A 21,379-nucleotide genomic window follows, 5' to 3' on the forward strand; every position below is an offset into this window, starting at 1 on the left:
AGATTGCAGGACCGAAACGCCGTCAAATTGATCGGAAAAAACAGAATATCGCTATTGATTTCAAATTGTTGATGGATGCGGGAGGGTCATCGGTGAAGTTTCCCTTAGGGAAGGTTTTCACACGGGTTTGTGAACTCGAAAATCTAATTGACTGGTAAATTTCCCGACTGCGGACTGACCGAATCTTCGGAAAATGTGCCGTTCGTGACCTCGCCGGGCTTGCCGTCTAACCCTGTCGGAGGCTGAAAAGTGACTGGAAACGGTCATTGTGGCAGCCGCGCCGCGCTGCGCATCCGGCCCTGTAGGGTCAGGTCAGAAACCTAATTTGACAATTGCTTCGTTCGGGAATGAACCTTGCCGGGCACTGTCGGCACCCATGCATGTCCGGTTCTCCAACGAGGAAGCTTCCAATGCTTGTACGCGCAGCCGCAACCCTGTTCCTCCTTGCATGGCACCCCCTGGCGCAGGCCGCCGAGCAGAGCATTCCGGCGAGCGCCGAGGGCCAGATCGAGTTCAACACGCCGTCCGGCAACATTAGCTGCATCTACACCCCGAAGGGCGGCACCAGCACCTATGAGCCACAGGACGGCGGCCCGGAACTCAGTTGCTCCCGCGTCGCGCCGAGCTATGTCACCATCATCCTGGGACCCAAGGGGCCGGCGACTTTGATCAAGAACCCCGGCGAGCAGTCATGCTGCAGCGATGTCACCAAGCTCGCTTACGGCAAAAGCTGGAGCGCGGGGGCCGTTCTCGTGCGAATCGTCGACCAAGGGACTGACCTGCACGGCCACGAAAGGCCATGGATTTTTCATCAGCAAGGCCAAGGTGACCGTGAAGTGACGCCGGCTCGCGTCGCATAGGGGCAGGGTAGCCGGTCTCAGCCGACCTTTTCCAATTCGCCGCGCGCCTTGGCGGCAGCCACCTGACGGATGGCATCGGCCAGGGTGTCGGCGTCCTGTGCGCCCATGACCGCGTATTTGCCCTCGATCAGGAAGCACGGCACGCCTGTTATGCCCATGCGCGAGGCGGTGGCGATCTCGGTGCGAACCGCCTCGACGTCGGCCTCGGTCGGCAACAGCGTGGCGACCACGGATGCGTCCATGCCGGCCTCGCGCGCCGCTTCGACCAGAACGGCATGGTCGCCGATATTGACGCCTTCCTCGAAATTCAGCTGGAACAGGCGGCGCACCAGCCGGTTCTGCACGGCTTCGCCGGCGGCACCGGCCCAGCGGATCAGGCGGTGCGCATCGAGCGTGTTTGGCGCCACCTTGATGGCGTCGAAGGCGAAGGAAATGCCTTCGGCTTCGCCCAGCGGCTCGATGCGGGCATGAATTTCGCGAATGCGCTCGTCGCTGCCGAACTTGGCCAACATATAGTCGCGGCGATCCTTGCCTTGCGGCGGAATGGTCGGATCGAGCTGGAACGGCCGCCAGCGGACATGCACTTCGGTGTCGCCGACAGCTGATATCGCCTTATCGAGCCGCTTCTGGCCGATGAAGCACCATGGGCAGACGACGTCGGACACCACGTCGACGGTGATGGCGTTCAGCTCACTCATCTCGATCTCCTGAAATCCTCAGTTTGGCTTGCGCCACCAGCTTGGCAGTTGATACCCAAATATGGGCGTCTTTTGCGGATGTTCCAGGTAGTTCCAGTAGGCAATCCATTGCTGCGTGTTGTACTGCGTCGGCACCATGTAGTTGCCGGAGATCAGCAGCCGGTCGAGAACCCTGACGGCCGCGACATAGTCTTCCTTTGAACGCGCGCGCAGCATCGCGTCGATCGCCGCATCGACCGCCGGATCGGCGACACCGGCCAGGTTGAACGAGCCTTCGGCCTTGGCCGCTTCGGATCCCCAGCGGCCAAGCTGTTCGATGCCGGGCGACAACGAATTGTTGAAGCCGCTCGATCCGATCAGGGCCTCGAAATCGAAGCGCTGCTTGCGCGACTGGATCTGGTCGCCGTCGAGGCTACGAATGGTGACGTCGATGCCGATCTTTTCCAGCGTGCGCTGATAGATACCGGCAAGGCGCTCCTCGTCCTGCGAAGCAACCAGAATCTCGAAGCCAAAGGGTTTGCCATCGGGATCGAGCATTGTCCCGTCCTGCACGTGATAGCCGATGCTTTTCAGGAGACCGAAGGCCGCTTTCAGCACCTTGCGATCCTGCCCTGAACCATCGGTAACCGGTGGCCGGTACGTGCCATCCATGACATCGGCCGGCACGCGGCCGGGGTAGGGCGCCAGAAGCGCCTTTTCCCTGTCGTCAGCCGGATGGCCAAGCGCGGAAAGCTCCGAATTCTGCCAATAGCTCATCGCGCGCGCGTACTTGCCGCCGAACAGGTTCTTGTTCGCCCATTCGAAGTCGTAGAGCATGCCGAGCGCTCGCCGCACGACCGGGTTGGCGAACTTCTGCAGCCGCATGTTGAACAGGAAACCGGTCACCACGGGCGGAATGCCGGTGTCGAAGGTTTCGGCGACCACGTCGCCCTTGTGGAAAGCCGGAAAATCGAGGTCGCGCTCGCGCTTGACCGGATCGCCGTCGTCGTCGATGGCGCAAAGGCCCTTCTTGAACGCTTCGAGCTTGGCGTTGGCGTTGAGAAAATACTCGATGGTGATCTGGTCGTAATTGTCGAAACCGCGCTTGGCCGGGACGTCCTTGCCCCAATAGTCCAGGTTGCGCTTGAAAACGATGCGTTGGCCAGGCTGTACCTGCGCAACGGTATAGGGGCCACTGCCGATCAGTGGCTTCAGCGTCGTCTTGTCGAACGTGTCCTTGTCGAAGGCATGCTTGGGTATGATCGGCGTCAGCGCGATGATCAGGGGCGTCTCACGATTGGCTTTGTCGTTGAAGGTGAAGCGTACGCTGTGGTCACCGGTCTTTTCGAGCTTGGCGATCAAGCTCATGCGGGCGCTGTAGGGTGGACGGCCCTTGTCGGTATAGACATCGTAGGTGAACAGCACATCCTCCGGCGTCACCGGCTGGCCGTCGGACCATTTGGCCTTCGGGTTGAGATGGAACTCGATGCTCTTGCGTTCGGGATCCATGTCGGCGGTGTCGGCCAGCAAGCCGTACAGGCTGAAGGGCTCGTCGTAGTTGCGCTGCATCAGCGGCTCGAAGACGAGATTGCCGTAGGTCTGGTCCATCATGCCGCGCGCCGTCGTGCGCAGGCTCTTGAGGATGAAGGGATTGAGATTGTCGAAGCTGCCGACGACGCAATAGGTGATCGAGCCACCCTTCGGCGCGTCCGGATTGACGTAGTCGAAATGCGTGTAGTCGGGCGGCAGGGCCGGTTCGCCCTGCATGGCGATGGCGTGCTTCGGCTCCGACGCGGCCGGCTGATGCGAAAGGGCGAGAAGCGATATCGCGGTGATCAGCCAAACAAGAACGCGGCCCATGACCGTCTCCTTACTGGGTCGGCTTGATGATTCGGTGCGCACCCTAGCATGAGGCACCTGCGTGCCGGCCAATGGCGTCATCAAGAATTACAAGTGGCGGGCTGGATTCGACATCGCTTGCAGTGTAACACGCCCCCCGAAGTCATTCTGTTGCCTCATTTTGGCAACAGGTAGCTGGACCACACGGCACGAAGAAGCCGGTCCCGGGATCATTTGAGAGGAAGTGCACGACATGACGAGCCTGAACAGCAACGCGTACCGCCTGTCGGTCATGGCCGCTGGCGTGGTCGGCTTTCTGGGCGCAGGGCTTCCCGCTGCTTCCGCACAGCAGCAACAGCAGATTCCGCAAGGCTGGTTCAAGGCTTGCACCAAGCAGGAAGACGTCGACATCTGCAACGTCCAGAACATCACCACGGCCGGCAACGGCCAGCTTATCACCGGCGTCAGCCTGATCGAGCTGAAGGGCAAGGTGAACCGCAAGGTGTTCCAGGTGACGGTGCCGACCGGCCGTCTGGTGCCTCCCGGCATTGGCCTGCAGATCGATACCGGCAAGGCCGTGAAGCTTGATTACGTCATTTGCTTCCCGGATCGTTGCGTGGCCGAAGTTCCGCTCACCGACCAGCTCGTCGGTGCCTTCAAGAAGGGTCAGGCGATCACGCTGACCTCGGTCAATTTCCAGAACCAGCAGAACCCGATCAAGATCGCCCTGCAGGGTTTCAGCGGCGCCTATGACGGCCCGCCGCTGCAGCAGTCCGATATCGAAGACCGGCAGAAGAAGCTCCAGGACTTCGTCGCCAAGAACAACCAGGATTTCGCCAAGAAGCTCAAGGAAGAGCAGGACAAGGCGAAGACCGCCAACTGATCAGCCGGTTTTTGTCGGCCTAACAAAAAAGCGGGGTCATGCCCCGCTTTTTTTGCGCCTGTCGTTTAGTCGGTTAATGCCTCGACTGCCGTTTCGGCTCGTAGCGCCCGTCCGGCCTCTTATCGAACATCTCCTTGATCTGCGGATGCCGGACCGGCTCGCCCGACTGATCCTCGAGCAGGTTCTGCTCGGACACATAGGCGATGTATTCGGTTTCCGAATTCTCGGCGAGCAGGTGATAGAAGGGTTGATCCTTGCGCGGCCGCACGTCGGCCGGGATGGCTTCGTACCATTCGTCGGTGTTGGCGAACTGCGGATCGACGTCGAAAATGATGCCCCTGAAGGGAAACAGCCGGTGGCGAACCACCTGTCCGATTGCGAATTTGGCTGTTTTCATCGTACTCACCACTGAATTCCTTAGACTTATTTGGCGCAGACTGGGCATCAATTCAATCCCGACGCGTTTTGGTCGCGCCTTGAAGCTACGCAGGACGCGGCGAAAAGGTTTTGCCGCATGCCGCCAATGTCGACATTTTCCGAGGACGCGGATTGGCGGAATGTTGGGAAGATCGCTATCAGCGCGCCGGCTTTCGCAGGCCGCCGGCCAGCGCCGCAAAGCCGCTGCCGGGACGAAGCCCCTCGCGCATGAAAAAGGCGCGAAGCGGCGCGAAACCAACGAGCACGCCGAGCCCGGCAACACGGGCCATCTGCGCCGGCAGCATGTCGGAAAGCAGCGACATGTTGAGCAGATTGACCGCACTGCTGCGCGCCAGAATATCCGGGCGGCGTTTGAAATCGTAGGCTGCAAGGGCCTTGGCAGCGCCGGGGTCGGTGCGATTTTCACCAGCAATACCAACAAGATCGTCAATATCCCTGATACCGAGATTGAGGCCTTGCGCGCCGATCGGCGGAAACACGTGGGCGGCTTCGCCGACAAGCGCCACCCGCTCCCGCGCGAAACGCAGCGGCGTCACCGCCGAAAGCGGATAGATCTGCCGGCCCGGCTCGACCGTCACCCGGCCCAGCATCGACTGCATCTGCCGTTCGACCCGCAGGGAAAGCGTTGCATCGTCCAATGCGGCGAGTTCCGTCGCGGTCTCGGGCTTCACCACCCAGACCAGGCTCGAGCGATTGCCGGGCAGCGGCACCTGCGTGAACGGACCGGTCTCGGTGTGGAATTCGGTCGAGGTGAAGGCATGATCGCCGCTATGACGGAAATTGAGGACAAAAGCTGCCTGCGGGTAGGAGCGAGCCGAGGTCGAGATGCCGGCCGCCTGGCGCGCCGGCGACAGCCGTCCGTCGGCGGCGACCGCCAGGGAAGCGTCCACTGCGCTGCCGTCGGTCAGGACGGCACGGGCAAATTCGGCCTCGAGATGCCAGCTCGCCACCATCGACCTTCGCCAGTCGATGCTGGCACGCGTGGCAATCGTGCGGGCGAGTGCCGGATTGAGAACGCTGTTGGGCAGGTTCAACCCGAACTGGTCCTCGCCGATCTCGCTGGCGCGGAAGGTGACGACGGGGCTACGGATCAGCCGGCGGGTCGCGTCGACGATACGCATGACCTTCAAGGGCGCCGCCTTGGGCTTGATGTCTTCGAGCACGCCCAGCCGCGCAAGCACCTGCAGAGCGGGGTTCATCAGGGCTGTCGTGCGGCCATCGGGGGCAGAAGCTTCGGGCCCGACAAGTGTCACCGGGAAACCCGCATCGGCGAAAGCGAGCGCCGCGATCAGCCCTGCCGGCCCCGTGCCAGCAACCAGTATCCGCGCAGTTTCTCGATGCTCCAAGATCGGCTTCCGGCTAGCAATGCGAGGCAGGCCACACGACCCTGCCAATCGGTCCAGCATATAGGTCAATTCATGCCGCTTGATCAACGCGGCGATTCGGCTCATTCGGATGTCATGACCGGCCAGCAAGACGACTTCAGCCATCTCGACCGCGCCGGCCGCGCCATGGCGAACATCGCCCGCAGTCCCCGCGTGACGGTGAACGTCGTTGTCGGCGCCTGTATCCTGCTTGCCTGGCTGTTGCTTGCCGCGATGGCAATCCGCAGCGCCGAAGGGCGGATTGCCGGCGTCAGCGCCCCTGGCGACGCGCTTCTGCGCAACCTGCCGCGGCTGCCGCTGCCGGATTTCCTGGAGCGGTTCTTCGCGCTCTGCCTGTCGCCGGCGCCGCTCGACGGAAGCCTCGGCCTCAAAGCCGGCGCACTCATCCTGATGTGGTTCCTGATGGCGATCGCCACCATGCTGCCTTCGGCCGCACCGATGGTCCGCACCTATTGCGAGATCGCCGATACGGCTCGCATCAAGGGCGAGCCGGTCGTCCATCCACTGGTGCTGGTTGCCGGCTACCTCAATGTCTGGCTCGCTGCCTCGATGATGTTCGCGGTGCTGACCTTGGCCATTCATGCATCCGGCTCGCCCAGCGGGATGCTCGACCCCGTCGTCGGTATTGCCGGCGCGCTCGCTCTGCTGATTGCGGGCCTCTACCAATTCACCGGCCTGAAGGAAGCCTGCCTGAAGAAATGCAGGAACCCTTTCTCGATCCTGTTTGCGAACTGGAGCGCGAGGCCCGTCCGCGTCTTCCGGCTTGGCGTCGCGCAAGGCCTGTGGTGCTTCGGCTGCTGCTGGGCGTTGATGCTGGTGATGTTCGCCGTCGGGGTGATGAACGTCTTCTGGATGGCGTTGATCGGGCTGTTCACCCTGATCGAAAAACAGACGGCGAGCAGGGTTCCAACCCGGCTGGCCGGTGCGATACTGCTTGTCTGGGCAGCAGCGCTGCTAGTAGTCTCGCGATGAGTGGGGGAAAATCGATGTCAGACCAGAGCTGGGCGATGAAAGGAGAGCTCGTACTCTCCTGCAATTGCACGGTTTTTTGCCCTTGCGTGCTGTCGCTCGGCAGTCATCCGCCGACCGAAGGCTATTGCCAGACCTGGGCCGGCTTCCGCATCGACGCCGGCCATTTCGGCGAGGTCGACCTGTCGGGGCTCAATCTCGGACTGATCATGGAAATCCCCGGCTATATGAGCCGCGGCAACTGGACCGCCGGCCTGTTCATCGACAAGCGCGCATCGGTCTATGCGGTCAAGGCGCTGGCCAAGATTTTCACCGGCAAGGCGGGCGGGACCACCTCGTTGCTTTCCATCCTTGTCGGCAAATTCCTCGGTGTCGAACAAGTGCCGATCACCTATGAGACGCGTGACAGGACACGCATCTTCCAGATACCGAAGATCATCGACGGGGCGGTAACGCCGATCCCCGGCAAGGACCGAGACAAGGATACGGTGATCAGCAATTCGGAATACTGGATCGCACCTGAGATCATCGTTGCCAGGTCCGACAAGAGCAAGATGCGGGCTTTCGGCCGAAACTGGAATTTCGCCGGCCGGTCGGCCGAAATCTGCAAGCTGGATTGGCGGGGCCCGTGAGCAAGAACACAACGGCCAAGAAGATCAGGGACCGGATTCCGCGACCGAAGAAGAAAGTCACCTGGCCGCAGGCGAGGGCGTTCTCCGTCCATCTGCTGACCGCCTCGGGCTCGTTCCTGGCCTTCCTGTCGCTGGTGGCCGCGAGCGAAGAGCGCTGGACCGCGATGTTCTGGTGGCTCGGACTGGCCTTGTTTGTCGACGGCATCGACGGGCCGATCGCCAGAAAGCTCGAGGTCAAGGAGATCTTGCCGACCTGGTCGGGCGAAATGCTCGACAACATCATCGACTACGTGACCTATGTCCTGATCCCGGCCTTCGCGCTTTATCAGCGCGGCTTCATGGGCGAGGGACTGTCGTTCCTGTCGGCGGCGATCATCGTCGTCTCCAGTGCCATCTACTACGCCGACACCGGCATGAAGACGAAGGAGAATTTCTTCAAGGGATTCCCCGTGGTCTGGAACATGGTGGTGTTCACGCTGTTCGTCATCGAGCCGGGACAATGGGTTTCGTTCGCGGTGGTGGTGGTGGCCGGCATTCTGACTTTCGTGCCGATCAATTTCATCCACCCGGTGCGGGTGGTGCGGCTGCGGCGCATCAATCTCGCGATGACGCTTTTGTGGTGCGCTTTCGGCGCGCTGGCGCTGGCGCAGGCGGCACTCGCTGCCTTCTACGATCAGATCGGCGTGCTGGGCGAACAGGTCAGCACCTTCACCAAGATCGGCATCTCAATTACCGGGCTCTACCTTGCCTGCATCGGTGGCGTCATGCAGTTCTTTCCAAATCTCGGTGCCAAAAAAACCTGATCAGCCCAAGGAAGTTTAGCCCATGTCCAAAGCGATCCGAATCCACGCCAATGGTGGCCCGGAAGTCCTGGCCTATGAGGACACCGATCCCGGCCGTCCGGGTTCAGGGCAGATCCTGATCCGGCATACGGCGATCGGCCTCAATTTCATCGATGTCTATCACCGCACGGGCCTTTATCCGCCGCCTGGCGGATTCCCCCTGGTTCCGGGCAGCGAGGCTGCAGGCGTGGTGCTGGAAGTCGGCCAGGACGTCGACTGGCTGAAGCCGGGCGACCGCATTGCGTATGCGACGAATGTCGGCGGCGCCTACGCCGAGCAACGCGTCATTGCGGCCGGCCACGTGGTCAAGGTGCCGGACGGCATCAGCGACGAACAGGCGGCCGCGATGATGCTGAAAGGCATGACCGCCGAGTATCTGCTGCGGCGCACCTTCAAGGTGAAGGCAAGCGACACGATTCTGTTTCATGCCGCCGCCGGCGGCGTTGGGCTGATCCTCGGGCAATGGGCTAGCTATCTCGGCGCGACCGTCATCGGCACGGCCAGCTCAGCCGACAAGATCGAGCTCGCCAAGGCGCACGGCTTCGATCACGTCATCAACTACAAGGAGCAGGATTTCGTTGCCGGCGTGGCGGCCATCACCGGCGGCGGGAAATGCGACGTCGTCTACGATTCGGTCGGCAACGACACGTTTCCAGCGTCGCTCGATTGCCTCAAGCCGCTCGGCATGTTCGTCAGCTTCGGCCAGTCCTCGGGATCGATCCCGCCGTTCAGCATGTCATTGCTGGCCCAGAAGGGCTCGCTGTTCGCCACAAGGCCGACCTTGTTCGTCTACAATGCGAAACGCGAGGACCTCGAGGCCTCCGCCGCGGCCCTGTTCGAGGTCGTGCTCAGTGGCGCCGTCGAGATCAAGATCAACCAGCGTTACGCACTCAAGGACGCCGGCAAGGCGCATTCCGACCTCGAGGGCCGCAGGACAACAGGGACCACCATTCTCATCCCTTAGTCCCTTCTGCCTTGCTATCCGTTGAATTTCCGCTGAAATTCTTGAAGCTCTTTCAAGACGCGTGCCGCTTTCCGATGAGAGCAGGCCGCGCCTACCATGCTTGCGGGAACACAGAACATATCTGGCTAACCAGATGGGAGGCACTGTGAGTGCAAATCAGGACGGCACGAACCTGCTCGAGGTCCGTGGTCTTACCAAGATATTCGGCACCCTGACGGCGTGCGATCATATCGATCTCGACATCGCTAGGGGTGAAATCCACGCTTTGCTCGGCGAAAACGGCGCCGGCAAGTCGACGCTGGTCAAGATGCTGTTCGGTTCGCTGGAGCCCAATTCCGGCGAGATTTTCTGGAACGGCCAGGCGGTCAGGATTTCCAGCCCTGGCGCGGCGAAAAAGTTCGGCATCGGCATGGTGTTCCAGCACTTCTCGCTGTTCGAGGCGCTGACCGCGGCCGAGAACATCGCGCTGTCGCTGGATGACGGTTCGCCGATCAGCAGCATCGCGGCGAAGGCGAGGGCGCTTTCCTACAGCTACGGCCTGCCGCTCGATCCGGAATCGCTGGTTGGCGACCTGTCGGTCGGCGAACGGCAACGCATCGAGATCATCCGCTGCCTTCTGCAAACGCCACAGCTCATCATCCTGGACGAGCCGACCTCGGTGCTGACGCCGCAGGAGGCCGACAAGCTGTTCGAGACGCTGGAGCGCCTGCGCTCGGAAGGCAAATCCATCCTCTACATTTCGCACCGGCTTGAAGAGGTCAAACGCATCTGCGACCGCGCCACCGTGTTGCGGCATGGCAAGGTGGTCGGCCACTGCAATCCGCGCGAGGAAACAGCCTCGTCGCTGGCCCGCATGATGGTCGGCAACGAAGTGCAGGCCGTGGTGCGTGCGCCGGTCGAGGGGATCGACAAGGCGCAGCCGCTTCTCGAGATACGCAACCTCACCCGCAAGCCGGCAACGCCGTTCTCCATACCGCTCAAGGGCATCAGCCTTAACGTCCGCGCCGGCGAGGTGATCGGTATTGCCGGTGTCGCCGGCAACGGCCAGGGCGAATTCTTCGAATCCGTCTCGGGCGAGGTGTTGCAGCAGGATGCCGCTTCCGTGCGCATCCGTGGCAAGGACGCGGGTGGCCTCACCATCACCGGACGTCGGTTGCTGGGCGCTGCCTTCGTGCCGGAAGAGCGCCTCGGCCACGGTGCCGCGCCGCGCATGAAGCTTTCCGAGAACCTGCTGCTGTCACGACACGCCACCGACGGCAAGGCGTTTGTCGGCGCCGGCGGGATGGTCAAGAGCGCTGCCATCTACACCGCCGCCCAACGCATCATCGTGGCGATGGACGTGCGCAAGAGCGCGCCGGATCCGGAGGCCGCGGCACTTTCGGGCGGCAATTTGCAGAAATTCATCGTCGGCCGTGAACTCGACCGCCGGCCAAGCGTCATGGTGGTCAACCAGCCGACCTGGGGTGTCGACGCCGGTGCCGCCGCTCACATCCGCCAGGCGTTGATCGAACTGTCGCGCAGCGGATCGGCGGTACTGGTGATCAGCCAGGATCTCGACGAGCTGTTCGAGATATCGGATGCGATCGCGGTCATGCACAATGGCGAGCTGTCCAAGCCGTTGCCGATCGCCGAAGCGACCTTCGAGAAGGTCGGCTTGCTGATGGGCGGCGCCGAGCCCGGCCACGCCGAACATACGCTGGAGACGGCATGATGCGCCTCGAACTCGTCAAACGCCCGCAGCGCTCCGTGCTGTTCTCGGCCCTGTCGCCCTTCCTCGCTTTCGCCCTGACGATCATCGCCGGCGCCATCATGTTCGCGCTGCTGGGCGTCAACCCGTTGACCGCTTTCCGGATCTACTTCATCGAGCCGGTCAGCCAGGTCTGGCAGCTGCATGAACTGGCGATCAAGGCGGCGCCGCTCATCCTGATCGCCGTCGGCCTGTCGGTCTGCTACAAGGCCAACATCTGGAACATCGGCGCCGAAGGCCAGTTCATCCTGGGCGGTATTGTCGGCTCGATCATTCCGGTGCTGTTTCCGCAGTTCGAAGGCCCGCTGGTGCTGCCGCTGATACTCCTGCTCGGCATGATCGGCGGTGCAGCCTATGCGGCGATCCCGGCTCTGCTCAAGACGCGCTTCGGCACCAACGAGATCCTGACCAGCCTGATGCTGGTCTATGTCGCCCAGCTCTTCCTCGACTGGCTGGTGCGCGGACCATGGCGCGACCCCCAGGGCCATGGTTTCCCGCAGACCATTCAGTTCAACGACTCCGCCGTACTGCCGGAGCTGATGCCGGATGCCGGACGGGCAAACTGGGGATTTGTCTTCGCGCTGGTCGCCGCGGTGCTGGTCTGGATCCTGATGAGCCGCATGCTGAAGGGTTTTGAAGTCCGCGTGCTGGGCTCAAGCCCGCGGGCAGGGCGCTTCGCCGGCTTCGGCCTCAACCGCATGGTGTTCTTCGCCTTCCTACTGTCGGGTGCCCTGGCGGGCCTTGCCGGCATCTCGGAAGTCTCGGGCGCCATCGGCCAGCTGCAGCCTGTCATTTCGCCCGGTTACGGCTTCACCGCCATCATCGTGGCGTTCCTTGGCCGCCTCAATCCACTTGGCATCGTCGCCGCCGGCCTGGTGCTGGCGCTGACCTATCTCGGCGGTGAAGCGGTGCAAAGCGCGCTCGGCATCTCCGACAAGGTGGCGCGGGTGTTCCAGGGCATGCTGCTGTTCTTCGTGCTCGGCTGCGACACGCTCATTCACTACCGCATTCGCCTGATCGGCCTGGCGCTGACCAAATCGGAAAGTGCTGCGAAGCTTGAAGCCGCGCCAAAGTTGAAGGAAGCCCGTTGATGGACATCACCATAAACATCCTTCTGACCATCGCCACGGCGGCAACGCCGCTGTTGATCGCCGCGATCGGCGAACTGGTGGTCGAGCGCTCCGGCGTGCTCAATCTCGGCGTCGAAGGCATGATGATCATGGGTGCCGTTGGCGGCTTCGGCGCCAGCTATCTCACCGGATCACCCTGGATCGGCCTCCTGGCGGCGATCGTCATGGGGGCGGTGTTCTCGCTGCTGTTTGCCGTCATGACGCTGTCGCTGGCCACCAACCAGGTGGCGACGGGCCTGTCGCTGACGCTGCTCGGCCTCGGCCTTTCCGGCATGATGGGGACGAGCTTTGTCGGCCAGCCCGGCGAACGGCTGCCCAACCTCGACATCCCCGGCCTGACCTCGATCCCTGTCGTTGGCAGATTGCTGTTCGGACAGGATCCGATCTTTTACATCTCGATCGCGCTGACAGCAGCCGTCATGTGGTTCCTGTTCAAGACCCGGACCGGACTGACGCTGCGCTCGATCGGCGACAGCCATACGTCGGCCCATGCGCTGGGCATCCAGGTCATCCGCTATCGTTATCTCGCGGTGATCTTCGGCGGCGCCTGTGCCGGTCTGGCCGGCGGCCACCTCTCGCTTGTCTACACGCCGCAATGGGTCGAGAACATGACAGCCGGCCGCGGCTGGATCGCGCTGGCGCTGGTGGTGTTCGCGTCGTGGCGGCCATGGCGGGTGCTGGCCGGCGCCTACATCTTCGGCGCGGTGTGGATCGGCCAGCTTCATGCACAGGCTTTTGGCATTCCAGTGCCGTCACAGTTTCTTTCTTCGCTACCCTATCTGGCAACCGTCGTGGTTCTCGTTCTAATCTCGCGCAACAAGCGTCTGACGATGATGAACACACCGGCTTCCTTGGGGCAGCCATTCGTTCCGGATCGTTGACAATAAAAACAAACGGGAAGCTCCAAGGCTTAACACAGAGAGGTAACACAATGAAAAAACTGCTTATTGCCCTGATGACCACGACAGCGGCAGTTTCGCTGGCGGCGTCCGCAGAGGCAGCCGACAAATTGAAGGCTTGCTGGGTCTACACCGGCCCGATCGGTGATTTCGGCTATTCCTACCAGCACGACCAGGGCCGTCTCGAGGTGGAGAAGGCGCTCGGCGACAAGGTCGAAACCGCCTATCTCGAAAACGTCTCCGAAGGCCCCGATGCCGACCGTGCTTTCGAGCGTCTGGCGCGCGAAGGCTGCAAGATCATCTTCGGCACCTCCTTCGGCTTCATGGACCCGGAAGTGAAGGTCGCCAAGAAATTCCCGAAGGTGATGTTCGAGCACGCAACCGGCTACAAGACCGGTGACAATCTCGGCATCTACAATGCGCGTTTCTATGAAGGCCGCTATGTGCTCGGCCAGATCGCCGCCAAGGAATCCAAGGCCGGCGTCGCCGGCTACATCGTTTCCTTCCCGATCCCCGAAGTGGTGATGGGCATCAATTCCTTCATGCTCGGCGCACAGTCGATCAACCCGAATTTCAAGGCCAAGATCGTCTGGGTGAATTCGTGGTTCGACCCGGGCAAGGAAGCCGACGCCGCCAAGGCGCTGTTCGACCAGGGCGCCGACATCATCGTCCAGCATACCGATTCGACGGCTGCCCTGCAGGTGGCCGAGGAACGCAAGCTGCACGGCTTCGGCCAGTCCTCGGACATGATCAAGTTCGCACCGAACGCGCAGTTGACCTCGCTCACCGACGAATGGGGTCCATACTACATCAGCCGGGTCCAGGCGGCCCTCGACGGCACCTGGAAGCCGGACAATGTCTGGCTCGGCATCAAGGACGGCGCGGTCAAGCTCGCCCCCTTCACCAACATGCCCGACGACGTGAAGGCGATGGCCGAAGCCACCGAGAAGAAGATCGCCGGCGGCTGGAACCCCTTCACCGGACCGGTCGCCAAGCAGGACGGCACGCCGTGGCTGAAGGATGGCGAGGTCGCCGATGACGGCACGCTGCTCGGCATGAACTTCTATGTGAAGGGTGTCGACGACAAGCTGCCGCAGTAAACGGCGCGAGAGACCGAAAAGGAAAGGGGCGCCGCAGGGCGCCCTTTTTCATTCGGCGGGTTGCGTCGTGGCCTGGGTGTGACGAAATCTCGCCAATCCGGCATCGACCGCGCGGCCGAGCCAAATCCTGAGCAGCCGCTGAGCCGGTCGTTCGCAGGCGCTCCAGATCCCCCACGAAACAATAAGCATGAGTGCGATGCAGCCAAGGGCAGCGAACCATTTGCCGACCAGCGGAGCTGCGGCATTGATGGCGAGGTAGCCGATGAGCGGATAGGTCAGCCCACCCAGCGCCAGAGTGAGCGCCGAGGATCGCAGACGATGACGCAACAGGACCGCGCCGATCAAGGCCGCGTGCATGACGACATTGGCGACGACGAGATTGGCCGACGAAACGGCAATGCCATAGTGATCCTGCATCCAGTGCTGCGTCACGGACAGTGTGCCGCATGAGATCAGGAACGATGCCGCGAGCAGCAGCAAGGCGGGCAGGGAACGGCCATGTGCGTGGAGGTGGTGGACCAGCACGCCGGCGGCGAAGAACGGCGCGAACTCGGTGATGAACAGCAGCCTTGCCGCGCCGCTGCCGAGGAAGAATTCGTTCAAGGCCGAGATCGCCAGCCAGATGAAGATCAATTCCAGCTTGCGTCTCTGGAAGAGCCCGGTGAACAGGGCCAGCGTCACCCAACCGTAGAAAGCCAGTTCAAGAACGATCGACCAGTAGACGCCATCCATAAAGGGCTGGCCGAAGGCTGGCGCGAACATCGACAGATTGGCGGCATACTGGGCGAAGGAGGCCGCAAGCAGTGGTGCGCCGGCAAGCACGACAGTCGCGAAAGTGATCGTCATGCAGAGCAGGAAACCCGGATAGAGGCGAACGAAGCGTGCGATCGCGAACTGCTCCCAGCGCCGGTTTTCCGCCGACCAGGCAATGACGAAACCGCTGATCAGAAAGAACAGATTGACGCCGAGATAGCCATGGATGGCGAACGGTGCGGCTTGTGGATACGCCTCGCCAAGGAAGCCTTCGGCGGCCGCGCCGCGAAAGAAATAGTGAAACAGCACGACGGCCAGCGCCGCCGCCAGCCTGAGCAGGTCCAGCGTCGCGATGTTGTCCCGCCTGGCAGGTCTGACGTCCATCCGAATTTCCGCATTTACGGTCTGGAAACCATACTGCGGATCGCGGCTGAACGGGTTAAGCGGGCTGAACTATCGCCAGGTGTAGTAAATACGGCCGCGTCAGACCGCCGAACCGTAGAGGTCATAGGCATCGGCGCGGTCGATCTTGACGGTGACGATGTCGCCGGCACGCAGCGGACGGCGCGACTGGATATGCACCGAGCCGTCGATCTCGGGCGCGTCGTATTTGGTGCGGCCCTTTGCCGATGTGCCGTGCGCCTCATCGATTAGCACCGGCAGGCGCTTGCCGACCTTCTTGGCAAGCTGCGTCGCCGAGATCTTCTGCTGGCGCTGCATGAAGCGGTGCCAGCGCGCTTCCTTGATCTCCTGCGGGACCTGTTCGAGACCGAGGTCGTTGGAGCGGGCGCCCCGGACCGGCTCGTATTTGAAGCAGCCGGCGCGATCGATCTTGGCCTCGTCGAGCCAGTCGAGCAGCATTTCGAAATCTTCGTCCGTTTCGCCGGGAAAGCCTACGATGAAGGTCGAGCGGATGGCGAGATCCGGGCAGACCTCGCGCCAGCCGCGGATGCGCTCGAGCGTCTTCTCACCATGGGCGGGCCGGCGCATGTTCTTCAGCACCTGCGGCGAAGCATGCTGGAACGGGATGTCCAGATAGGGAAGGATCTTGCCGTCGGCCATCAGCGGGATGACATCGGCGACATGCGGGTAGGGGTAGACGTAGTGCATGCGCACCCAGATGCCGAGCTTGCCCAGTTCCTCGGAAAGATCGAGGAATTTCGCCCGCACTTCGCGGTCGCCGAACATGCTGGTCTGGTACTTGATGTCGATGCCGTAGGCGCTGGTGTCCTGCGAGATGACGAGGATCTCCTTGACGCCGGCCTTGGCCAGTTTCTCGGCCTCGCGCAGCACGTCGGCCGCGGGCCGCGAGACGAGATCCCCACGCAGCGCCGGGATGATGCAGAAGGTGCAGCGGTTGTTGCAGCCTTCGGAAATTTTGAGATAGGCGTAGTGGCGCGGGGTCAGCTTGACGCCTTGCGGCGGCAGCAGGTCGATATAGGGATCGTGCGACGGGGGCGCCGCCTCATGCACGGCGGCCATCACGCTCTCATAGGCCTGCGGCCCGGTGATCGCCAGCACATTGGGGTGCCTCTCGCGAATGACGTCCGGCTCCGCACCAAGGCAGCCGGTGACGATGACCCTGCCGTTTTCCGACAGCGCTGAGCCGATGGCATTGAGCGACTCGTCGCGGGCGGAATCGAGAAAGCCGCAGGTGTTGACCACGACAAGGTCGGCGCCGTCATGCTTGCGTGCGATCTCGTAGCCCTCGGCGCGCAGGCGCGTGATAATGCGTTCCGAATCCACAAGGGCTTTCGGGCATCCAAGACTGACAAAACTCACGCGAGGAGCGGACATATAGGGTTTCCGGGCTTTTCAGGATTGCCGGCGCAGTACCACACTTATTGCGGCATTGGTATGGGCACGCCTTCGATGCGGCAAAACGCACGGCGACTGCGCTTGCGTCCATGCTCTTCCGGATCGAAGACGCAGCCGGCAGCCGCCTCAGCTGACCACGTTGTTTACATGCGGCCAGACTTCCACCGCACCACGGTAGACCATGTCCACTGCCACATAGAGAATGATCAGCAGGCCGATATAGGCGATCCAGCGGTGGCGATGCAGCAGCTTGGCAATGAAAGTCGCGGCGAGCCCCATCAGTGCGATCGATAGCACAAGGCCGATGACCAGCACCGGAAAATGATCGCGCGCAGCGCCCGCGACCGCCAGCACGTTGTCGAGCGACATCGACACGTCCGCGACGACGATCTGCAATGCTGCCTGGCCAAGCGTCTTGCGCTTCGTCTTGCCGGCGACCATCTTGTCGCTGTTGAGATCGGAGTTCGACAGCGCCTCGGTCGCTTCCAGCTCGTCGGCATGCGACGTGCGCAGCTCGCGGTACATCTTCCAGCAGACCCACAGCAGCAGGATGCCGCCGGCCAGCAGCAGGCCGACGATCGCCAGCAGCTTGACGGTAACCGCGGCAAAACCGATGCGAAGCACCGTTGCCGCCAGCACGCCGATGAGGATCGCCTTCTTGCGTTGTTCGGCCGGCAGGCCGGCAGCGGCAAGGCCGATGACGATCGCATTGTCGCCAGCAAGCACGAGGTCGATGGCGATGACCTGGAGCAGGGCGGTCAGGCTGGCAGCGCTGAAAATGTCCATCGACCGGAAGCCCTTGCTGATTTGCCGAGTGTTCGTCGATTATCCAGGACGGCCCTAACTTGGTGGTCCCTTGGCGTCAAGGGATCACTCACGGCGACGTGATCAAACCATCTTTGCACTGAAGCCGCGTTGAGGGAGCCGGTGCACGCGCCCGTAGCCGGGCAGAACCACCGCCGCCGACTGCCAATCAATCGTAGAGATTATACTTTGCCCACTCGGCTTCCGGAATCTCGTCGCCGATCCGATAGCGGAGCTGCAATACTTCCATATGGTCGGGCGCCGTCTGGCATTTGAATTTCAACCGGTACCATTGCCCCTTGCTGCGAAATGCAGCACCCGGACTTCTGATTGCATCGGCGCCCATCTCCGGCGTCGCGAAGGCGTAGGCAACGACGCGATCCGCCTTGAACTTGCGATCGTCATGGGTGATCCGGTCGAGGACTTCGGCATCACAACGCTGTTCAAGGCGGGTTTGGGGGTCGAGTTTCAACAGGCCGGCGCGCAAGGCATTGTCCATTGCGTTGGCCGGGAAACCCAGTGTCACGGACACAAAACCCAGTGTCACGGACGCCAGGGCCATCATGCAGAGCTTCTTCATGGGTGGGACAAGCATCATATTTTACCGGAAAAATCAACCAAGGGGAGGGCCCCGAAGCCTGCAGGACCCTTCAATCAAATGGCCGGTTCGTTCAAAATTGCGTGTCGAGATTCATCATGCGATGGTTGCGGCCAACGGATCAACGAGGCACGGCCGGCATCCGTGAGATCGTAGAGACCGCGGTCGACGCGCGCGAACCAGCCATAGACATTGTGCCGCAGAATCTTCGGCGCGATCGGCGTCAGCGCCGTCAGATCACGCGGACGCTTGGGTCCATCCGCCATGGCGGCGGCGCAGGCAAGCGCGCTTTGGCGATAGGCGGTCATGATAGGATTGCGCGATCCTCCTCCCGCAACGGGATCGCCGCGACGGCGCTGGTGCTCGTCGACCAGGCGAGAGCGCCGCCGCGCATTCTTGCGCGGCGCCACGGCGATCGGGCTGAGAAGCACCTCGACCCGGTCGGTCGCGGTCACGCCAAGCAGGCCGAAGCCAAGCCGGCGGCAGAGATTGCGAAACCGCGCATCGCCTTCGCGTCCCTTGCCCCGGGCCGACATGCGCGCGGCCAGCCACACCTCGTCGCAGGCCGTCGCGCGGTCCACGCCCTGCAGCACGAGTTCAAGATTGAACTGCAGCTTCAGCTCGCAGATGACGACGATGGGCGGCTCTCCGTCGCGCAACGCGACGATGTCGCAGCCACCGATCTCACCCTTCACGACGAAGTCGAGGCCTTCGAGGAACCGCTTCACCGGCGCATAAAGTGAGGTCTCGTTCATACACAGGAGACTTAGCCGATTCGGCGCAAAAAGCCTTCCTGCCGGCGCACAGCAGGAGACGGTCTCCTTTGCCGAACAGCCGTTGAGGACATGGAAGCCTGCGAGCCCGGCACCGCGGGCTTTGATCATGAAAAAGGTGGCGCTGTCGTCCGAACATTAGAGACGACTGATGCACTTGTGTCGCATCAGTGTCGCAATCGCGCGATAATTAACCACTGCGCGAATGACGAATGCAGCGTTGCGCGTCCTCCCAAGATGACCCGTCTGGTCCCTGCCGGTGGGGTTTTCTCTTTCAAAGAACCATAGTGGCGCTCGCGAAGGTGGCAAACCTGTCTCGACGCCTTACGACGTCAGCCTTCCGCTTCAGTGCTCGGTGCTGCTGGATTAGATCGCTGCCTGCGAGGCTGGAGCGGATAGCCGATCTGACCAAAGTAGGTCGAAGGGACCGGATCATCGACGCCATACTTCTCCGGCACATTGTTGCCGGTAGCATTATAGGTACCGAACAGCACGTCGAGGAAGGGCAACTGCCCGGCGAAGTTCTTGTCATAGGCTTCGCGCTGATTGGCATGGTGCCAGCGATGGAACTGCGGGCTGGCGATCAGCCACTTCAAGGGCCCGAACGAAATCCGCATGTTCGAATGGACCAGCATCGTGTGCCAAAAATAGATGACCGAAAAGATGGCGATCGAGGCTTCCGAGAAGCCAAGGAAAAAGACCGGCGTCAGCGATATTGCCTTCGTGACTATGATGTCGACCGGGTGAGAGTGGAAAGCACCGAGCCAGTCCAACTCCTTGATGCCGTGGTGAATGGCATGGAACTTCCAAAGCGCAGGGATTTTATGAAAGGCGCGATGTGCCCAGTAGACGCCGAGATCGGTGATCAGGACAATTTCCGCAACCTGCAGCCAGACGGGCTGGCCGCCGACCGCTTGCGTTATCGATTGCGGGACAAGCATTGCCGCGAGGCCGAGGACACCAGCCGCCATCAAAACGACGGCTGCCTTTACGATGAAGCTGTTGAACAGAAGGTAGATCACATCGACGGCAAAGCCCTCGCGGAGGATCTTTTGCGGCCGCTCGGCAAAAAGATGTTCGAACGGAATGAAGATCAGCGCGCAGATCAACAGCGCCTTGATACCAAAGATATCCATTCACCCGCCTCTATCGCCCTGGCTTTCGTGTCACCCGCGGAAAGCCGGTGATTCGCTAGTTTAACGCGCAAAGCCGCGTTTGATGCGATCGACCACCGCCCTTACCGGGGCGGATGCACGCCAGGTCGTGCTGGAGGTTATGGCGTCCTGGCGAGCCTGCGCGTCCCGGCTTGCCTTTCGCGCATGTTCAATCTCCTCGACCAGCCGCGAATTGTCCGAGCGCAGGTGCTCCAGCTCGGCATCGTTTTGCCGCGAGTGCACGCTGGCTATGTGAGACCATAGCTGCCGTTGCCAGCGGTCCAGGGAAGTCTCCCGGTCCAAGGCATGAGGCTGGAGCTGATCCCGGACCGCGGATGCGAGCCTGCCGAGGCCCATCACGGCCACGGTGTCGGGAAGGAACGCCGTCTCATGCTCGATGCCGAGATGATCGAGAAAGCGCTCGGCATTGACAATCGCGTCCGCGATCAGGTTGGCGTCGTGGAAGGAAATGATGCAGTCCGGCTTCATAAGCCGGAGAACGCCGACAAAGTCCGAAAAACAGGCCGTGTTGGTGTGCTCCGCGTCGATCAGCGCGAGCGTCGCCTTGGGCTCGATCGACTGGGGAGGAACATCGGAAACGTCGCTATCGATGGTGGTCAGCTTGGCCATTGCGTCGGGCGGAAGCTTGTCCGACAGCAAGGCGACCATCCGGGTCGCCGTGTTGTCTGGGTAGTGAAAAACCTCGGCACGTTCGTCGGGCTGGGTCGCCGGCCGCAGATCGACCGATATCACCGCCTCGCAGGCCGGATCGATCAAATGCGGCAGCAGGCTGCCGCCGATATCCGAGCCAACCTCGAGATAGACGTAGCGGCCGAGCATCGATCGCGCGAAGTTCTGCACGCGCAGGAAACTTGTGCGGTCACTGAGCGTGCTTCCGGTATCGACCTGGAAAACAGCAATGTCGAGCTTCTCGATCATGCCCATCGCTTGATTGGCGGTTAGCATTCAGGGGCTCCCATTGGACAATAATTCGCCGCTCGCTTGCATGGCGCGACGGGTTGGATCGCGCAAATCCTGTTGCACTTCGGCTGGATATCCGCAACAGCGTATTTCGCCATGAACAGTTGCGCGCCTTGAAAGGTCGACGATGAAC

Annotated in this window: 21 protein-coding genes; 10 read left to right on the forward strand and 11 right to left on the reverse strand. The window is 61.8% G+C overall.

Features of this window, described 5'->3' with window-relative positions; translation table 11 throughout:
- Positions 1-410 precede the first annotated feature (410 nt).
- Complete coding sequence (locus tag AC0ZT5_RS25130; RefSeq protein ID WP_488498632.1) at positions 411-860, forward strand: hypothetical protein; 450 nt, start codon at positions 411-413, stop codon at positions 858-860.
- Between the two features lie 17 nt (positions 861-877).
- On the opposite strand, the gene AC0ZT5_RS25135 is transcribed toward AC0ZT5_RS25130, so the two are convergent.
- Together AC0ZT5_RS25135 and AC0ZT5_RS25140 are read right to left on the reverse strand one after the other, a co-directional pair.
- Entirely contained in the window at positions 878-1,558 is a 681-nt protein-coding gene (locus tag AC0ZT5_RS25135; protein ID WP_488498633.1) for a DsbA family oxidoreductase, read from the reverse strand.
- A gap of 18 nt (positions 1,559-1,576) precedes the next feature.
- Positions 1,577-3,397 carry an extracellular solute-binding protein gene (locus AC0ZT5_RS25140; RefSeq protein ID WP_488498634.1) on the reverse strand — a complete coding sequence of 607 codons (1,821 nt, stop codon included), beginning with the start codon at positions 3,395-3,397 and terminating at the stop codon, positions 1,577-1,579.
- A 232-nt stretch (positions 3,398-3,629) separates the two neighbouring features.
- On the opposite strand from AC0ZT5_RS25140, the gene AC0ZT5_RS25145 reads away from it, so the two are divergent.
- Positions 3,630-4,259, forward strand: a complete 630-nt coding sequence (locus AC0ZT5_RS25145) for an invasion associated locus B family protein (protein WP_095091562.1) — start codon at positions 3,630-3,632, stop codon at positions 4,257-4,259.
- A gap of 73 nt (positions 4,260-4,332) precedes the next feature.
- On the opposite strand, the gene hspQ is transcribed toward AC0ZT5_RS25145, so the two are convergent.
- Positions 4,333-4,656 carry a heat shock protein HspQ gene (hspQ, locus tag AC0ZT5_RS25150; RefSeq protein ID WP_167392389.1) on the reverse strand — a complete coding sequence of 108 codons (324 nt, stop codon included), beginning with the start codon at positions 4,654-4,656 and terminating at the stop codon, positions 4,333-4,335.
- Between the two features lie 178 nt (positions 4,657-4,834).
- Positions 4,835-6,043, reverse strand: a complete 1,209-nt coding sequence (locus tag AC0ZT5_RS25155; protein ID WP_488498635.1) for a UbiH/UbiF family hydroxylase — start codon at positions 6,041-6,043, stop codon at positions 4,835-4,837.
- 114 nt (positions 6,044-6,157) lie between these two features.
- On the opposite strand from AC0ZT5_RS25155, the gene AC0ZT5_RS25160 reads away from it, so the two are divergent.
- From AC0ZT5_RS25160 to AC0ZT5_RS25195, 8 genes are all read left to right on the forward strand, one after another.
- On the forward strand, positions 6,158-7,054 hold the full coding sequence (locus AC0ZT5_RS25160; RefSeq protein WP_488498636.1) for a DUF2182 domain-containing protein: 897 nt from the start codon (positions 6,158-6,160) through the stop codon (positions 7,052-7,054).
- A gap of 14 nt (positions 7,055-7,068) precedes the next feature.
- Positions 7,069-7,683, forward strand: a complete 615-nt coding sequence (locus tag AC0ZT5_RS25165) for a DUF1326 domain-containing protein (protein WP_488498637.1) — start codon at positions 7,069-7,071, stop codon at positions 7,681-7,683.
- The gene (pcsA, locus tag AC0ZT5_RS25170; protein WP_488498638.1) at positions 7,680-8,486 is read left to right on the forward strand and encodes a phosphatidylcholine synthase; all 807 of its coding nucleotides are present in this window, start codon (positions 7,680-7,682) and stop codon (positions 8,484-8,486) included. Before AC0ZT5_RS25165 ends, pcsA begins: the two co-directional genes overlap by 4 nt.
- Before the next feature lie 22 nt (positions 8,487-8,508).
- On the forward strand, positions 8,509-9,489 hold the full coding sequence (locus tag AC0ZT5_RS25175) for a quinone oxidoreductase family protein (RefSeq protein WP_488498639.1): 981 nt from the start codon (positions 8,509-8,511) through the stop codon (positions 9,487-9,489).
- A gap of 133 nt (positions 9,490-9,622) precedes the next feature.
- Complete coding sequence (locus AC0ZT5_RS25180) at positions 9,623-11,200, forward strand: ABC transporter ATP-binding protein (RefSeq protein ID WP_488498640.1); 1,578 nt, start codon at positions 9,623-9,625, stop codon at positions 11,198-11,200.
- Positions 11,197-12,327 (forward strand): ABC transporter permease, encoded by a 1,131-nt coding sequence (locus AC0ZT5_RS25185; RefSeq protein WP_488498641.1) that lies wholly within the window; start codon positions 11,197-11,199, stop codon positions 12,325-12,327. The genes AC0ZT5_RS25180 and AC0ZT5_RS25185 overlap by 4 nt, the downstream gene beginning before the upstream one ends.
- Positions 12,327-13,247: an ABC transporter permease gene (locus AC0ZT5_RS25190; RefSeq protein WP_488498642.1), complete on the forward strand. Its 921-nt coding sequence runs from the start codon at positions 12,327-12,329 to the stop codon at positions 13,245-13,247. Before AC0ZT5_RS25185 ends, AC0ZT5_RS25190 begins: the two co-directional genes overlap by 1 nt.
- A 50-nt stretch (positions 13,248-13,297) precedes the next feature.
- The gene (locus AC0ZT5_RS25195) at positions 13,298-14,365 is read left to right on the forward strand and encodes a BMP family ABC transporter substrate-binding protein (RefSeq protein WP_477288563.1); all 1,068 of its coding nucleotides are present in this window, start codon (positions 13,298-13,300) and stop codon (positions 14,363-14,365) included.
- Between the two features lie 48 nt (positions 14,366-14,413).
- On the opposite strand, the gene AC0ZT5_RS25200 is transcribed toward AC0ZT5_RS25195, so the two are convergent.
- The 7 genes from AC0ZT5_RS25200 to AC0ZT5_RS25230 all read right to left on the reverse strand — a co-directional run bounded on the left by AC0ZT5_RS25200 (position 14,414) and on the right by AC0ZT5_RS25230 (position 21,231).
- Positions 14,414-15,502, reverse strand: a complete 1,089-nt coding sequence (locus AC0ZT5_RS25200; protein WP_488498643.1) for an acyltransferase family protein — start codon at positions 15,500-15,502, stop codon at positions 14,414-14,416.
- A 99-nt stretch (positions 15,503-15,601) separates the two neighbouring features.
- Positions 15,602-16,915, reverse strand: coding sequence for a 30S ribosomal protein S12 methylthiotransferase RimO (gene rimO, locus AC0ZT5_RS25205; protein ID WP_488498644.1), 1,314 nt, complete (start codon positions 16,913-16,915; stop codon positions 15,602-15,604).
- Between the two features lie 147 nt (positions 16,916-17,062).
- Positions 17,063-17,722, reverse strand: coding sequence for a TerC family protein (locus AC0ZT5_RS25210; RefSeq protein ID WP_478350674.1), 660 nt, complete (start codon positions 17,720-17,722; stop codon positions 17,063-17,065).
- Between the two features lie 187 nt (positions 17,723-17,909).
- A complete protein-coding gene (locus AC0ZT5_RS25215) occupies positions 17,910-18,338 on the reverse strand; it encodes a DUF930 domain-containing protein (protein WP_488498645.1) in 429 nt (142 codons plus the stop codon).
- A 56-nt stretch (positions 18,339-18,394) separates the two neighbouring features.
- The gene (locus tag AC0ZT5_RS25220; RefSeq protein ID WP_477288554.1) at positions 18,395-19,093 is read right to left on the reverse strand and encodes a DUF2161 domain-containing phosphodiesterase; all 699 of its coding nucleotides are present in this window, start codon (positions 19,091-19,093) and stop codon (positions 18,395-18,397) included.
- A 350-nt stretch (positions 19,094-19,443) separates the two neighbouring features.
- On the reverse strand, positions 19,444-20,247 hold the full coding sequence (locus tag AC0ZT5_RS25225; RefSeq protein WP_488498646.1) for a sterol desaturase family protein: 804 nt from the start codon (positions 20,245-20,247) through the stop codon (positions 19,444-19,446).
- Between the two features lie 60 nt (positions 20,248-20,307).
- Complete coding sequence (locus AC0ZT5_RS25230; RefSeq protein WP_488498647.1) at positions 20,308-21,231, reverse strand: class I SAM-dependent methyltransferase; 924 nt, start codon at positions 21,229-21,231, stop codon at positions 20,308-20,310.
- Positions 21,232-21,379 lie beyond the last annotated feature (148 nt).

The organism is Mesorhizobium sp. CNPSo 4670, assembly GCF_057784235.1.